The 16,235-nt window shown below is 38.1% G+C and carries 13 protein-coding genes; 3 read left to right on the top strand and 10 right to left on the bottom strand.

Going from position 1 to position 16,235, the window contains the following annotated elements; genetic code table 11:
• Positions 1-49: 49 nt before the first annotated feature.
• From EV207_RS19280 to EV207_RS19240, 8 genes are all read right to left on the bottom strand, one after another.
• Positions 50-1,189 (bottom strand): GntR family transcriptional regulator, encoded by a 1,140-nt coding sequence (locus EV207_RS19280; RefSeq protein WP_132747786.1) that lies wholly within the window; start codon positions 1,187-1,189, stop codon positions 50-52.
• A 75-nt stretch (positions 1,190-1,264) separates the two neighbouring features.
• Positions 1,265-4,264 (bottom strand): alpha-mannosidase, encoded by a 3,000-nt coding sequence (locus tag EV207_RS19275; protein WP_132747785.1) that lies wholly within the window; start codon positions 4,262-4,264, stop codon positions 1,265-1,267.
• A gap of 244 nt (positions 4,265-4,508) precedes the next feature.
• Complete coding sequence (locus tag EV207_RS19270; RefSeq protein ID WP_132747784.1) at positions 4,509-5,135, bottom strand: YesL family protein; 627 nt, start codon at positions 5,133-5,135, stop codon at positions 4,509-4,511.
• Between the two features lie 548 nt (positions 5,136-5,683).
• The gene (locus tag EV207_RS19260) at positions 5,684-7,423 is read right to left on the bottom strand and encodes a glycoside hydrolase family 2 protein (protein ID WP_132747782.1); all 1,740 of its coding nucleotides are present in this window, start codon (positions 7,421-7,423) and stop codon (positions 5,684-5,686) included.
• The gene (locus EV207_RS19255) at positions 7,420-7,851 is read right to left on the bottom strand and encodes a hypothetical protein (RefSeq protein WP_132747781.1); all 432 of its coding nucleotides are present in this window, start codon (positions 7,849-7,851) and stop codon (positions 7,420-7,422) included. The genes EV207_RS19260 and EV207_RS19255 overlap by 4 nt, the downstream gene beginning before the upstream one ends.
• A gap of 15 nt (positions 7,852-7,866) precedes the next feature.
• On the bottom strand, positions 7,867-8,709 hold the full coding sequence (locus tag EV207_RS19250) for a carbohydrate ABC transporter permease (protein ID WP_132747780.1): 843 nt from the start codon (positions 8,707-8,709) through the stop codon (positions 7,867-7,869).
• A 25-nt stretch (positions 8,710-8,734) separates the two neighbouring features.
• Complete coding sequence (locus EV207_RS19245; RefSeq protein ID WP_243647161.1) at positions 8,735-9,658, bottom strand: carbohydrate ABC transporter permease; 924 nt, start codon at positions 9,656-9,658, stop codon at positions 8,735-8,737.
• Positions 9,659-9,743: 85 nt separating this feature from the next.
• Positions 9,744-11,006 carry an extracellular solute-binding protein gene (locus EV207_RS19240; protein ID WP_243647160.1) on the bottom strand — a complete coding sequence of 421 codons (1,263 nt, stop codon included), beginning with the start codon at positions 11,004-11,006 and terminating at the stop codon, positions 9,744-9,746.
• A 297-nt stretch (positions 11,007-11,303) separates the two neighbouring features.
• On the opposite strand from EV207_RS19240, the gene EV207_RS19235 reads away from it, so the two are divergent.
• On the top strand, positions 11,304-12,209 hold the full coding sequence (locus EV207_RS19235) for an ArsR/SmtB family transcription factor (RefSeq protein ID WP_132747779.1): 906 nt from the start codon (positions 11,304-11,306) through the stop codon (positions 12,207-12,209).
• A gap of 351 nt (positions 12,210-12,560) precedes the next feature.
• Here the strand turns inward: EV207_RS19235 and EV207_RS19230 are convergent, their stop codons facing one another.
• Both EV207_RS19230 and EV207_RS19225 read right to left on the bottom strand, forming a co-directional pair.
• Positions 12,561-13,754 carry a nucleoside transporter C-terminal domain-containing protein gene (locus EV207_RS19230; protein WP_132747778.1) on the bottom strand — a complete coding sequence of 398 codons (1,194 nt, stop codon included), beginning with the start codon at positions 13,752-13,754 and terminating at the stop codon, positions 12,561-12,563.
• A 224-nt stretch (positions 13,755-13,978) separates the two neighbouring features.
• Positions 13,979-14,899, bottom strand: coding sequence for a DNA-3-methyladenine glycosylase 2 (locus tag EV207_RS19225; RefSeq protein WP_132747777.1), 921 nt, complete (start codon positions 14,897-14,899; stop codon positions 13,979-13,981).
• 138 nt (positions 14,900-15,037) lie between these two features.
• Here EV207_RS19225 and EV207_RS19220 point away from each other — a divergent pair, with 138 nt between their 5' ends.
• Positions 15,038-15,625: a bifunctional transcriptional activator/DNA repair enzyme AdaA gene (locus tag EV207_RS19220; protein ID WP_132747776.1), complete on the top strand. Its 588-nt coding sequence runs from the start codon at positions 15,038-15,040 to the stop codon at positions 15,623-15,625.
• Positions 15,609-16,184 (top strand): methylated-DNA--[protein]-cysteine S-methyltransferase, encoded by a 576-nt coding sequence (locus EV207_RS19215; RefSeq protein ID WP_132747775.1) that lies wholly within the window; start codon positions 15,609-15,611, stop codon positions 16,182-16,184. Before EV207_RS19220 ends, EV207_RS19215 begins: the two co-directional genes overlap by 17 nt.
• Positions 16,185-16,235: the final 51 nt, after the last annotated feature.

The raw sequence follows: 16,235 nt of genomic DNA, 5'->3' as shown, positions 1-16,235 counted from the left end.
AAAAATCAGGACAAAAAAAGAACCCACATATGTACGAGTGTGGGTCAAATTAATTATTATTGGAAGCAGTAGATTGCTTTACAACAAGGTGCGGTTCTATTACAACCTTCTCATAGTGATCTTGATAAGCCTCCGGGTTTTCAATAACTTTTAAAATAATTTCTGCGCCTCTTTTTCCCATTTCTTTTTCATATTGATTGATATGAGTAAATCCTCCCATATCATCATAAAACGGAATGGGATCATCAAACGTGACAATTGAAAGATCTTCTGGAACTTTCAAGCCAATTTTTAGAGCTATCGATTTAATGTACAAACCAAGTCTTGCATTTAAGGTGATTATTGCTGTCGCAACATTGCTCTTTAAATAACGATACAACGGATCTTTCTCATCTATTTTTGTATAATCAACGTTAAATTCAGTCCGAATTAAACTCGGGTTAATAAGCGCCTCTTTCTTGCGTAAAGTTTCCATATAACCTGATATCCGATCAGAAACTGACATCGTTGGAAGCGGTGAGTCTGAACAAATGGCAATATTACGGTGTCCTAATTTCCATAGATGGTTGACAGCAAGCTCTGCGCCCAAATAACTATCAGAGCTTACAAAATGTGTTTCAATACCTGGTAGATAGCGATCAATTAAAACAAAAGGGAATTTATTCATCTTTAAAGCTAGAATTTCTTCATTATAGGTCTCTGCATCCACCGGGAAGATAATGAGCCCTTTTGCTCCTTTATCAATAAGTTGCAAAATCACCTCTTCTTCTTTTTCCTTTGAATTATCTGTTATTACAATCGCAAGATGATAATTATATTTTTCAAGCGCTTCTCTAATACCTTGTATAATTCTTATTGCAAAAAAATCCTCGAGGCTAGGGATAATTAAACCGATCAAATTGATAGAGCGCACAGGTCTTTTCATAACTTTCTTTTCCGGTTCATTTATTATTTCAGTCTTAATATGGTCTCCGTTCACAAAGCTCCCTCGTCCAGGAACTCTATAAATCCAACCTTCTTTAGCCATTTCACCAAGAGCATTTGCAACAGTAATTCTGCTAACATTAAATTGTTTCATTAGGTCTTTTTCTGTAGGTATTTTTTCATTAGGCTCTAACGTTTGCTGTGCGATTAAATTCTTTATATATTCTTGAATTTGAACGTATAATGGCTGTCTATCATTGTTCAAAAAAACACCTCTTTTCCCATAGATTATATCATTTATAGCATATTGATAAAAGAAAGAAAAAGAGGATATAAGCAATCATTCTTTTGGCAAAACCTGTACTTTAATCGTTTTTATTTCAAAAGGTTGAAACTTAACGAATAACCTCGATTCAGAATGATTAATAGTCCGGATTTCTTTCTCCATTAAATCTGTTTCGAAAGCCGTTTGTATTTCAAAATCAAAAACGACACAAGAAGATGTATGAGTGCCCGCTGTTTCATAAAGCCTAATAATAAATCCTTTGCCGTCTTCTGCTTGTTTAACAGCTTCAAGCATCACTCCTTTTCCATTTAACTGAATAAATGACTGAGCATTAACCAATGAATGGTTTTGTCCGTCTATCTCCAAATGTCGAGTAGGCACATTTAACTCGTAACCTTCTTTATAAACATCTGCTTGGACAAAATCCCCAGGATGTGGATACAAACTATAAGTAAATTCATGAACAGCTTGATCAGCCAATGGATCAGGATGATTTGGACTCCTTAGAAGATTTAGGTCAAGAACATTATCGTGGACCCTGTGGCCATATTTCGAATCATTTAATAAAGCAACGCCATAATTGGGTTCAGATAAATCGATCCAATGATGTGCTGAAATCTCATCTTTTGCAAAATCCCATTGTGTATTACGATGTGTTTGCCTTTTAATGTAACCAAACTGTATCTCACAGTTAACATTTTCACTATAAACATTAACTGGGAAAGAAGATCGAAGCATTTTCTCCTTTTCCCGCCAATCCACAGAGGTCTGAAAGTCGACCTTCCGACTCCCTAAAGTCATTCTGACAGTCTGCTTAATGTTAGATAAGCCAACCTCGTAGTAAGTTACGGCCATAACATAAGGACCTTCTTGGACCATTTCTAAACTTATTATTTTCGGAACCGTTGCTTTTGTCTCATGGTAATTCGTTGGGAAATCCCAGGCATCACCGCTATCATGGTAAATACTCAGCGAATTCGCAGGACCAGTAAGACATTCGCGATCATTCTCTTTATCATAAATAGATTGAATAGCACCTTCAACGTTAAAGGTTAACCGTAATATGTCATTTTCTAAAATGTGATCTTTGGCAACGAGAGCTGTCGTGATTTGCGGTGCAGCATTATGTTCGTTATCAACAATGGCATAACCCATGGATGGAATAGTAACACATTGCCATTCATCATGATATTTGATCCATTCTTTTCTTTCCCATGGTAAAGAGTTAAAGATAAACAAACCAGATTGCGCACTATTCTTCGCTAAATTCTCATAACTCTTTTTAATAAGCACATTTACCCGATCCAAAATTTCCGCATAACGTTCTAAGCACTCTTCATATACACGGCTGATGGATGAGCCAGGTAAAATATCATGAAATTGATATAGTAATACCTCCTTCCAAATATCATCAATTTCCTTTTTAGGATAATCCGCCCCCTGGTAAATTGAAAGAAGGGAAGCAGCAAACTCTAATTCACGTAAGGCTTTTTCGAGTTGTCGATTATATTTTTTGTTTCTTGCTTGAGTTGTAAGAGTACCCTGATGTTTTTCTAAATAAAGTTCTCCTCTCCAAGTTTTATATTTATCACGAAGATGATTTAACTTTTCAAAAAAGTTTATGGATGGCTCTTGCACAACCGGAGAAAGGCCTAATAAATTTCGCTCGCGTTGAAGACGTTCTAAATGTTCTTCTCCAGGCCCTCCCCCGCCGTCCCCAATGCCGAATAACATCAGGGCTTGATTTGAAACATTTTTATCTTTATATTCCTTTTCAATTTTAATGATTGATCTTGGTGCAGCTGGACCATTATACGTGTCTTCCGGCGGCAAATGGGTTAGCACCTTACTGCCATCTATCCCTTCCCATAGAAATGTGTGATGAGGATGGTCATTGTATGTACTCCATGATAATTTCTGCGTCATCACATAATCCACACCCGATTTCTGTAGAATTTGCGGAAGACTCGCAGTATATCCAAATATATCCGGAACCCAGAGTACTTTCATTTCTTTTCCAAATTCACTTTGAAAAAATTGTTTTCCGTATAATATTTGCCGGACAAGCGCTTCTCCTCCGGATATGTTAGCATCAGGCTCCACCCACATCGCCCCTTGAACTTCCCAGCGCCCTTCTTCAATTCTTTCTTTTATTTGTGTATAAAGGCTTGGATAGTGGTCTTTTATCCATTGGTAGAGTTGCGGTTGACTAGCACCGAATATGTAATCAGGGTATTTTTCCATATTTCGCAATGCCGTCGCAAAGGTCCGTGCACCTTTTCGTATCGTCTCACGTATGGGCCAAAGCCACGCCAAATCAATATGCGCATGGCCAATAGCACTGATCGTAAGCTCCGCATCCCCATTTTTCTTATCCAACGGGATAAAAAGTCGCGTTCTTGCCTCCTTTATTGTCAGGTCATTCCAATTAACAAGCAGTAGTGAAACGTCATAAAGCGCCTGTAAAATCTTTGCTCGTCGCACAGACTGTTCATCCAACTGTTCCGCAAAATCCAATAGAACCTCCACATCATAATAGAGGTTTCTTACCTCTTCATTACAAACAGCGACATCAGCCTCTTTTAAAGTCCCGCTTCTAAAGTGCCCAAACAGATCATTGCAACCTGCATCTGCCCATAAATCAATGCCCCCGTTATCAGCAGTGATATCACTGAGATCAACAATTCTTTTTCCGGGTTTCCCTAATTCATAATCAAATTCCGAATTAACATTGGTTAAACCTTGTACAGGTGTACCATTTTTGTCAACGAGGCACAATTCACCATTTATATCTATGATAAGTACAACCTTCTGATCACCTAAGCCTCTTGGAACTAGTCCTTCAAAATGAAACCACGCACAATCCCACAACCCTCCCCATTTATCTCCAGGGACAACAGAAATATGCGATCCGCTCTTCCTGTTTTCAAATGAAACAGGTTCATTCGTTACCCAAGCATTGACACTAAGTGAAGAAACCTTTTGATATATTTTTTCTGCAATTTGTTCCTTCATAGCCGTCAGCCTATCCAAAGATACATTTTCGTAAGGCATCGTTGATTCACCTCATAAGTTATATTTGATATATCAATAATTTTCAATTATAAACTAATATAACATTTCATAAAGATTTATCAACATATATTCCTCAAGAATATTTTATATACAGCAAATAATCCCCACCTTGTTTATAGATGGGGATTATTTATGATCTGATTATTCTTTTTAAACACACGGGCGACTTTTGTAAAGGGCTATAATAAATGTATCCTTTTCTTTGTATCACAGCTCCTGCACTTTAAGAACTTTGCACCTTCTTTTCAACTCTCAAAAATACACGATATGCAATCCACATTAAAACATAAGCCATTAAACTAGCGGCAAAAAATGGGATTAGACCTGGGATATAGGACATAAGAAAATAAACTGCTAATGTTCCTAAGGCCATGAGAATGGCACCAATAGGCTGCAGAAGCATAATAAATAACGGTTGTTTTAAATATTGAAATTTCCTTAATTCAAAATGAACGAAAACAGGAAAAAAGTACAATAAAGTTAAAAAATAGACAAGGAACAAAAAAATCATCAAGAAGGATAAAATTATGAAAATTATACCCTGCTGGGATTGGAAATACTTGAAGTCTACATAAATAACATATCCAATGCCTAATAGGATATACCCTAATAGGTTACCTTTGACAAATTCATTACTGAACGCCTTCCAATAGGTTTTAAAAATCGGTATATCCGTTTCACCCATCACCCATTTTCGAACGACGGCAAACAATCCAATGGTTGATGGGATCCCTCCTAGTACCACTAAACCCATTATAGTAAACAAAATCCATAATAAATTAGCATAGGCCAACCGCATGATCCATTCAGCTATTCGATATAGTCCCCCTACCAATCCGTTTATCTCCAATAATTCTCCCACCCAAAATTCAGTCTTGTCTAAATATCATACCATTCAATCATGGAATTAAAAGACTAAAGCCGAAAATCTGCTAGGCATTATTTCAAAACCTTCGCTTCATCAAAATAAATAGCTTTACCTGTATTGTTGGGCTTTTATAATTCCTTTAGTTTTATTAATAATCTATCTACGTCTGACAATAATTCTTCCTTTGCACGTTTGGATAGATTATTTCTTTTTGCTTTATCAAGAAACGCTTAAACATCATTCAAATGAATACAGAGTACAAAGGTTACGATCACTGCCATTGACACTAACTTGTTCAGAAAAATCCTCTCCTTTTAAAAGGACTTTATTTCCGCTCCAGGATGCTCGCTTTCCGCGGGGCGGGCGGTGAGCCTCCTCGGCGTAAAGCGCCTGCGGGGTCTCACCTGTCCCGCTAATCCCGCAGGAGTCTCGCTCCTTCCGCTTCAAACAACCAACCTGGTTAAAAATATATAATAAAAGGTAAGAAACTAGCAAAAGCAGCCAGTTTCTTACCTATTAAAAAGTTAAAGTTATTTCATTCTCCTTTCATTAATTTCACGAATTTTTGTCAAATCTACTTTGGCTTCCCTGCCGATCGTAAGCAGGCCATTAATTTCTTGTTGAACATCCGTTACCTGTGTATAGCAGAATCCGCATACATAGTCGAGATCCTGGATCGCTTGATGTATACTGTCAAATCGATTTATAAACGCCTCTTCATCCTTAACTTGATTGCCGTATCCCCAGCCGCTTTCTGACGCAAACGCAATACCGCCAAATTCTGAAATAATAACAGGTTGCCCTTGGTAGCCGTAACCTTTGGCAAAAGGATAGTGATGCTTATTATGCTGGATGCTATTCGATAACAGAACGTCACTATTTTCATAGCGTTTCTTAAGTTTTTCACCAAATTCTTCATAATCATGGAGAGTTATAATATCTGAAATGGTATGCTGCCAACCGTCGTTTGTTACAACTGGCCGCATGGCATCAAATGTTTTCGTTAAATAGTAGATCGCTTCAGTAAACTTTTGCTGCGCGCCATTAACAAATACATCACCTATCCCCCAAGATTCATTAAATGGCACCCATGTAATAATACAAGGATGATTATAATTTTGTTTCACTATTTCTAACCATTCATTTGTGAAATTAGACACAGCTCGATCATTAAATGAATAGGTTGCTCCAACCTCTGACCATACTAGCAAACCTTTTTTATCACAAAGGTAAAGGAAACGATTATCCTCAACCTTCTGATGCTTTCTGACACCGTTGTAACCCATTTCAAGCACCTTATCAATATCTGTTTCAAGTGCTTCTACAGTAGGTGGCGTTAAATCACTTTCCTCCCAATAGCCTTGATCTAATATGAGACGTTGGTATAATTCTTGATTATTTAAGAGGATTTTCCTCCCCTCAATGGAAATTTTGCGCATGCCAAAATAAGAGTTAACGACATCTATAGATTGACCATCTTGAAATAATTCAAACGTGATATCGTATAGATTTGGATGAGCCGGACTCCAGCTCTTCATACTCCAAGGATCACCGCTTTCAACGACACTCGGAGAAAACTTTGCCAGTCCATCTATTACATTTACCATGACTTTATTGATTATTTTACCTTCGAAAAAAATCTTAGCACTGGCAGTAAGGCTCGTATCAGATTGTGATTTATTCGTGTGAAGTTCAACAGCTATTTCCCTGTTATCAAATTCAGGTGTCATTTTCACATTGTCAATATGGATCGGTGAAACATACTCTAGCCACACAGTCTTCCATATACCAGTGGTTTGAACATACCAACAACCAAAGTTATCTTTTAACCATCTTTGTTTTCCGCGTGGCTTGGAACAATCTACCGAATCTTCCACTTTAACGACAATTTGATTTTCACCTTTATGTACATAGCCCGTAATATCAAACACAAAAGCAGTATAAGCCCCTTGATGATCCCCTACCTTTAATCCATTAACCCATAATGTTGTATCATAATCCGCTCCCTCAAAGTGAAGCAATACATTTTTATCATGTGTGACGTTAATTGTACGCTCATACCAAACAACTGAATGATGCGTGGGATCCTCTATACCGCTCATTTTTGTTTCATAGCTAAATGGCACTTGAATGGTTTGTTCCTTTGGAATACCCTTTGCCCATTCATTCATTTCCCCGCTATTACGATCATCGAATGCAAATTGCCATTCACCGTCTAGTAGTACCCAATCATTTCGAATAAACTGTGGCCTTGGATGACACTTGTTCATTTTATTTCCCCCTTAAATTTGTTTAACCTTGTATGAATTTTTATGGAGCGATTTTTAGCAAGGATAAGAATAGCCGCTCCCATATAAAGAACTAGACTGATTATATCCATCGTAAAATATGAAACGACACCGCATATCAGAAACCAAATTGGGACTCTCTTAGGCACACTATCATTTTTTAAATAGGTTCTTGTCATATAAATAGTCATTAAACCTAATAAAATGAGTAAAATCCCATAAGTAGAAACGAAGCTATAGATACTTCCAAAAAGAGATTCCAGTCCTTTTTTCTCTTCAAAAGATAGGCCACTAATATGTGAACCTTTGTTCCTTATATAAGTTCCATAAATAAAGATTGTTATGATCCCATCTAATAACTGCCATCCAGATGCAATATAGGCTAAAATTCTTTCCATTTTATTAGACATACGCACAGCTCCTTTTCAACCTTTTATGCCAGCAGAAAGTGACATGGATTGCAAAAAATACTTTTGTGCGAATAAATAAAGAATAAATGTTGGAATGATCGCAACGATAGCTCCGGCCATTTGCAGCGTCGGTTCGCCTGTGTACATCCCTTGTAATAACTGAAGCCCTGAAGTTATCGTCATTCTTTCAATATCATTGAAGACAATCGACGGCCATAGAAAGTCATTCCACGAGCCGGTAAAACTGAATAATGCCACAACCATTAAAATAGGCCTCGATAGCGGGAGCACAATTCTAAAGAAAATTTGAAAATCTCCAGCGCCATCTATTCTTGCCGCTTCATCAACTTCGAGCGGAATATTCACCATAAATTGTCGTACTAGAAAGATGTTAAAAACACCGGCAGCCCCTGGCACAACAGCTGCCCAATAAGTATTCACCCATCCGAGCGAATCCACAATTTTATACAAAGGGATTAAGTTAACAACTCCTGGAAACATCATTGTCGCCATCAAAAATAAGAAAATAGCATTACGGCCTTTAAAACGCATTCGGCCATAAGCGAAGCCTGCAAAAGAAACGACGATAAGAACTAATAGAGTATGGGCTACTGATATAAATAATGAGTTGAAGAACCAGTGCAATAATGGCGTACTATAGTTATCCACTAAGAGTGACGTGTAATTCGTCGTTACCCATTGGACGGGCAAAAGCTTAAAACCCATCGTTTGAAATTCCATGTCAGTCTTAAAGGATGTTACTGCTCCCCATATTAAGGGAATAATCCATATAACAGCCATCAAAAGCAGAAATAAAAAAGCCACTAATTTAGGAAAAGACAGTAGTTTACTTTTCATCTTTTCTTCACCTCTCATCATCGTCTTAGTCTCTGTTTCGCAAAAAGAGAAATTGAATAAGGGATACAATCATGATACATAGACCAAGAATAAAGGCCATGGCTGATGCTATGCCAGCAATTGATTGACCAGACCCAAAGGCATTCTGCTGAATATCCATTAATAGGACACGTGTAGAGTCAATCGGTCCTCCACCAGTAAGCATAAGAGGCTGGCCATAAATATTAAATTGGGCAATGGTTGTAATCACTACTGTATAAAGTATTTGTCCACGAATACTTGGAAGGGTAATTTTAAAGAACTTTTGAATGGAACTCGCTCCATCTATCTCTGCAGCTTCATAGTAATCTTTGGATATCCCATTCAATGCAGCTTGATATATGATCATGTTACCGCCAATGCACCACCACACTGTTACAATAACTATGGCTGCCCAAGCATATGGTTGAGTGCTCGTCCAAAGAATTGATTTGCCCAGCAGATTGTTAACAGGACCTTGATTCACATTAAACATTAGGGTCCAAATGATGACGACAGCAGAAATAGAAAATAAAGACGGCATATAAAAAATAGATTGAAATAACTTATGAAATCTTGGTTTAGCATTTAAAGCACTAGCCAATAATAACGGAACGACGATGCAGCAGGGAACAGATAAAATGACAAATATAAATGTGTTTTTGAGGCCATTATGGAATTGTGTATAAAATGATGAATCTTTTTGGAATAAAATCTCCTTATAATTCGCCAGCCCGACAAAATTTGCTTTTCCAACCAAATCCCAGCTGGTAAAAGAGATATAAATTCCAAATAGAATCGGCACTAGAAAAAACAGGCCAAATATCACCAAATGCGGTGTTATAAAAAACCAAGGCGTCCAATTCACAGATTTTCTTTTGGACCGTTCTATTTTCATCTTTGGCTCCATAGATTTCACAGGTACTTCCATATCCACCCCTCCAAAATGATTTATCTATGTAAGCTGATTCTATTATTAATAGAATCAGCTTACATTTCTTCAAGGGAATGCAATTTTATTTCTTAGAATTGTCCTTAGCTATTTTATCTTCCAGTGTTTTCTGAATATTAACTAGCGCTTTATCAATAGGCGTTTTTCCAAATATGATATCAAGACCTTTGGCATCAATTTCCTCTGAAACATAACCATTGTATTTGTAGTCAAATATCTTAAGTGAAGCTTGTTCTTTAGGGTCTTTCAATAAGAATGATTGAGGCATTTTTTGATATTCTGGATCATCAAGAATTTTAAGTGAAGCTGGGTTTTGCCCCGCTTTTGCCCATTCCAGTGAATGGGCACGAACCCAATCAACAAAAGCAATAGCCCCCTTTGCTTTTTCATCTGAACGCTCTTTGCTCTTAAACATGACAAATTGATGGGAGGATGACCAGTTAACCAATTTGCTCTTATCGTCAGAAAGTTGCGGCGCATTTGTTAATCCATACTCGAACTTTGCGTCTTTTAAATTATTATTCATCCAGATGCCTTCAGGATAGAAGATTAATTTCCCTTGAAGGAACATCTGCCCCGGATTTTGGCCCTCTTTGTTTGTCACCTTTTCCTTTAATAAATCCTTCCACAGCCCAAAGGTAGCTTTTGCTTGATCATTATTTATTGTCGGGTCAGTACCATTTTCCGTTAACTTACCGCCATGTTGTGCGTACAGCGATAGAAAATTCGGTTTTACCCATGTAATCCCTAGACCGGTGATTTTATCCTTTTGAGACTTCTTACCAGCAGCCTCAATTTCATCAAAAGTGACAATATTATCATCAAGTACACCTGGAGCATATTTTTCTACAAGATTTTTGTTGTAATACATCACGAATGAGTGGATATCAAGAGGAACACTGTATCTAGATCCATCTATATCTCCAATTTTCCAAGCTTCTTGCATGTAATTTTCGCCCTTTATTTCTGGGTAATCACTTAAATAATCGTCATAACTCGTTAGCATCCCATTATCTACATACTGCTTGATACGTTCGGCGTGAACAATCATCAAGTCCGGAACATTTTTTCCGGAATTTACAACCGTTTGGATTTTTGTATACATATCTCCTTCTTTTAGAGAAATATTTTTTATCTTATATTTTGGATTTGTTTTGTTATACTCATTGACCATTTTCTTCATATTTTGCCCATCCGGACCTGTGAACGGATTCCAGAAGACAATTTCTTTGCTTGAGCTAGAGTTTGATCCCGAGGATTTACCACTGCATGCGGAGAGTGTAACGACAAGTATAATTGCCATAAATAACAGACCTAGTTTTCTCACTTATTACTGCCTCCCAAATATATTATTTTAAGCGTACTAAAAACTTGTCCAAAAAGAATGAATCCCTCCTTAACGTGGAAAGTTATGTACAAAATCCTAAATCATATAGTTAACCAATTAGTAATTCAATGAATTATTTGAATTTATAAAATAATAATACACCTCTGTTAAAATGCTGTCAATATTATTATTTACGAGCATTTATTTTAATTAACTATTTGGTTAATATTGCTTAGTGTTATAATAAAAAAGATATAAAACCAGCAATTTTAAGTTAATGAAACGGCGGTGAAACGGATGCAATTAGATATTTCGAAAAACTCATTACCTGTCTATGAAGCTCTAAATAGTGAAGCTAGATTAGAAATCCTTCAACTATTATCTGATAAAAAAATGAATATAAAAGAGCTTGCAAAAAAGTTAGGATTGAGTAGTGCAATTATCACAAGGCATATTCAGAAACTAGAGAAGGCGCAATTGATAAAATCAGAAAAGGTCCCAGGTAAATCGGGTATGCAAAAGCTTTCATTTCTAACTGTTGATACGATTGAAATTCATTTCCCTCAAAAAATCTATCATTCTTACAAATTGCATACTAATCAGCTAGGTGTAGGCCATTATACCGACTATCATGTCAAACCAACATGTGGCATAGCATCAACTGAAAATTTTATCGGGCAAGTGGATGATCCTAAGTATTTCATGGATGCAGGGCGTATGAACGCTTCATTAGTGTGGTTTTCTGAAGGGCATGTTGAATATATGATTCCGAACCTGCTCTCTGCTAGGGATGCTCCAGAACTATTAGAAATTAGTTTGGAGCTCGCTTCTGAATTTCCAAGATCAAATAATGTTTGGCCTAGTGATATTACCTTTTATGTTAACGATATCAATATTGGGACATGGACATGTCCCGGTAACTTTTCGGATGTTCGCGGAAGGCATACACCATTATGGTGGGAAGATAAAAATAGTCAATATGGGTTACTTAAACACTTGCGAATTAGTCAATATGATACCTGTATTGATGGAAAATTCCTTTCTAATGTCGTGCTCTCCGATTTGGGCATAAAGGATAGAAATTTGCTGAAGTTTAAGATATCAGTAGAAAGTGATGCCAAGAATGTTGGGGGCGTAACAATTTTCGGAAAAGGCTTTGGCAACCATGACCAAGGTATTATTTTAAACCTTTACTACCTGTAATGAGTTGGAGAAAAAATTAGCAACAATTATAAAAAAACAAATGCCCAAACATAATTAAGAAGAAACTCGAGTCTTGCATTTTTTAATTACGAAACCCAAAAGAGCACACTGGTTGCGTGTGTTCAGTTCTTGAAGGTTGCAGTGAACAATTGGGTATAAAAAAGAAGGATTCATCCTTAAACGAGGAATCCTTCTTAAAAGATGTCATTTCTTTTTGATGCCCGAGCAAGCGATGTCAATAAAAAATTCCAAGAACGGGCGTTCATTAGCGGGATTACGCCCTAATTGATTAAAAATATAGGTAAAATAACCAACTGGAAACGTTAACCTTAGTTTCAACTCCCTCAGGTTTCACCAAACAAACAATCCAACAAGCATGGCACTCAGAAGTGATACCGCCATGCCGCTGACCAAGAGCTTCCAGACGTTCTTGCCGATAATAACCGACTTTTCATCACCGAGAATGGAACTATAGGTGCCATAGATCATGCCGACGGTACTAAAGTTTGCAAAAGAGGTTAAGAATGTTGCTGCCACTGCTACGGTATGCGGGGCTAAGTCATCCAGATGCTTTTTCAAATCCATCATCGCGACGAACTCATTGGTTGTTATCTTAATCCCCATTAATGAGGCGACATACATCGCATCGTCTCCGGATAATCCTAGCAGGAAGGCAAACGGACTAAAAATAAATGAAAAAATCTTTTGAATGGTTAAGCCATTAACAAAAAAGCCTAATATGCCGTTTAAAGCGGCGGTCAAAGCGACATAACCGATGACCATCGCCAAGATGACAATGACCATTCTTATGCCGACGATCATACTGTTCGAAATCGTGGAGAAAAAGTCTTTTTTCTCCTCCTTAGGCGGAACATATACAATATCTTCTTCTTTTTCGACATTAACAGGGTTCAGCATGCTGGCCAACAGCAGGGCATTCAAGCAATTTAAAGGAATGGCGCTGAAAACATAAGTCGCTGGAATCATAGTTAAGTATGAGGCAATAATTGAACCGCTGATACTGCTCATGCTCATAAGCCCGAATGTCAAAAGCCGCTGTCCTTTAAGCTCCAGCAACTGCTGACGTATAACTGCCAGAGCTTCAGTGTTGCCTAGAAACATCATTTGAATGGAGAAAAAGCTCTCAAGTTTAGGTAACCTTGATATTTTTGAAATAGCCCGGCCAACGATATTGATAATCCATGTCATGATGCCGAAGTAAGTTAAAATATCAAAGAATGTCACAATGAAGATAATTGGCATTAATGCGCTGAAAAAGAAATCCACTGTGTCATTGGCCATCACAGAAGGAAAGGCAAAAGAAATTCCCTCATTCGCACAGGATACCAGCCATGTGAAAAAGGCGGCGATTTTGCCAACTACCCATTTTCCTATGTTTGTCCCAAGCATAAACCAGGTGATCAGCAGTTCAACAATAAGCAAGCTAATGATCGGCTTCCAATTCACCTTTTTCTTATTAGGTGAACATAAAAAAACGATGCCGATGACGACAAAAATCCCTATTATGTTTATAACAAAATACATAGCAACAACTCCTGATGTTATTATTTGCAAATAAAAAAGCCCTTATTCTCTCACCCTTTATCGGCAGCAGCCGGTAAGCATGAAAAAATAAGAACTTAAGTTTCACAATAAATGGCAAGATCAATCCTTTTAAACTGAAATTATGTTAGAAAATATAATTTTATAATACAAAATTATTTATGTCTATGATATTCTGTGCATCTGTCTAATCATTTCTTTAATGGTTAATATAAAAGACGCCACAGGTAGAACGTGGCATATGATTCCCAGTTCGACCAATTCAATGCATATTTCTGAATCTCACTCTTTGCCGGCTTTTTCTCCAAACCCAACACCAATTTCATAGCATTATGCAAGCCAACATCGTCGATTGGAAACGCCGAAGGAAACCTTAGACAGCGCATCAAGACGTAGTTTGCTGTCCATGGCCCAATGCCGCGGATATTAACCAGTGTTTTTTCCGCAGCTTTAAAACTTTTTGCAGCGAGCAGCTTCTCTTTGCTTAAATCACCGCTCACTAGCATCCTTGCAACACCAATGAGGTATTCGCATTTCTTGACAGTCATTTTCAAATCAAATAAGTCCTCTGCTTCTAATTGGGCAATATCTTCTGGCGCTGGGAACGTCCAATACTTTATCCCCTGCCATTCAACAGACGTGCCATACTTTTCGACAAAACGCCGCTTTAGCGTGTAGGCATAGTCAAGATTAATTTGCTGGCCAATAATTCCCCATGCCAAGGCTTCAAACAAATCAGGAATACCCATATTTCTCAAGCCGAAAAACTTAGATACAGGTTGCTTCAGCAACGGATCTGTTTCTGCCATTTGATAGAATGGCAATAAGTCCGTGTCCAAATCAAACCAGTCGCGAATGTACCCCACAACACCTGCACGGACCTTTTTACTTTCAGGGATGGTATGGCCAAAGAAACGAATGGTTAGCGCCGATTCTTCATCGGCGCCAATCTCCACTAATATTATTTTGGAATCTAGAGCGATGGCACGGTAAAGCTTATCATCAACAATCGTGAACATGCATTCATTCTGAGACCTTCCCAAATAACTCAGGTTCTCGTTAAAACTAAATTCACTCGGTGTATCAATCTTTATTATGTCTTTGTGATCTTCCAATGCGTCCTGCATGACCATTCTCCTTCATGTTTTTATACCTTAGTTTTATCATACATGGGAAATTGTTTGTTTCACTATCTTGCTTTTACATTCCAAAACCGTTGATAAACACTAACACCTGGGTGATACTTTGGATAAAGAGGTGATCACATGACATCCAGCATACCTGATGACTATTGGAAGGCGATTGTCGAGAATGATTCAGCTTATGATAACACTTTTTATTATGCAGTGAAGACAACGGGCATATTTTGCCGGCCATCATGCAAATCTAAAGTGCCTAATAAAGAAAACGTGCGGATTTTCAAAAATGCGGACCTTGCTCAGTCGGAAAGTTTCCGGCCCTGTAAGCGGTGCAAACCGAATGGACTGGATTTGCCAGATGAAGAGTGGATTCAAGCGCTCACGGAATGGATTGATAAAAACTATAGTGAGTCGCTGACGTTGGATACACTTGCGGAGGTGATTCACGGGAGTCCTTATCATTTGCAGCGGACGTTCAAACGGATAAAAGGCATGAGCCCGACTGAATACATTCAACACGTTCGAATAGCTAAAGCAGCCCATTGCCTTGAAATAACAGATGAAACGGTAACAAACATTGGATCAGCTATTGGTTACCCGAACACAGCATACTTTGTCACCTTATTCAAAAGATATATGAAGCAAACTCCGGCTGATTATCGAAAAACACAAGGACGATTAAAGGAGGATGGATCAGATGGCAAAAAGAAATAATCATACCGTCTATTGGTCTGGGTATACGAACATGGTCGGCGAATTTCACCTTGCCGCTACAGCAACCGGCTTATGTTTTGTGGGTTCGCCAAACAAGGGCATACAGGAATTGGGGGATTGGGCAAGGCAGCGATTTCCAGAAGTAGAACTGATTGAAAATGCTGAAACACTTAAGCCCTATAAACAGGAACTTGATGAGTATTTTCAGGGTAAGCAACAAACATTCAACCTGCCTGCGGATGTTGAGGGAACGACCTTCCAACAAGAAATTTGGGAAGCTCTTAAGGACATTCCATACGGTGAAACGTATACGTATTCACAAATTGCGGCCATGATAGGCAGACCAAGGGCAGTCCGTGCAGTAGGCACTGCTATTGGGCGCAATCCTTTGCTCATATCTGTTCCATGTCACCGTGTTGTAGGAAAAAACGGGTCATTGGCGGGATATCGTGGCGGTTTGGAAATGAAGGAACAGCTGCTAGAGTTGGAACAAGCTAAAAAAACTAATACACAGAAATCAAAACCACCCGTGAGAACGGGTGGTTTGTTCTGCGGCTGAAAGCCTCTGTTACTGGCCAGCCCTTCAAAGGGCACGGAATAGTTCGCCAAC

Origin of the sequence: Scopulibacillus darangshiensis (genome assembly GCF_004341035.1) — a bacterium.
Taxonomy (GTDB): Bacteria; Bacillota; Bacilli; order Bacillales; family Sporolactobacillaceae; genus Scopulibacillus; species Scopulibacillus darangshiensis.
This window is presented reverse-complemented; position numbering and strand designations above follow the sequence as displayed.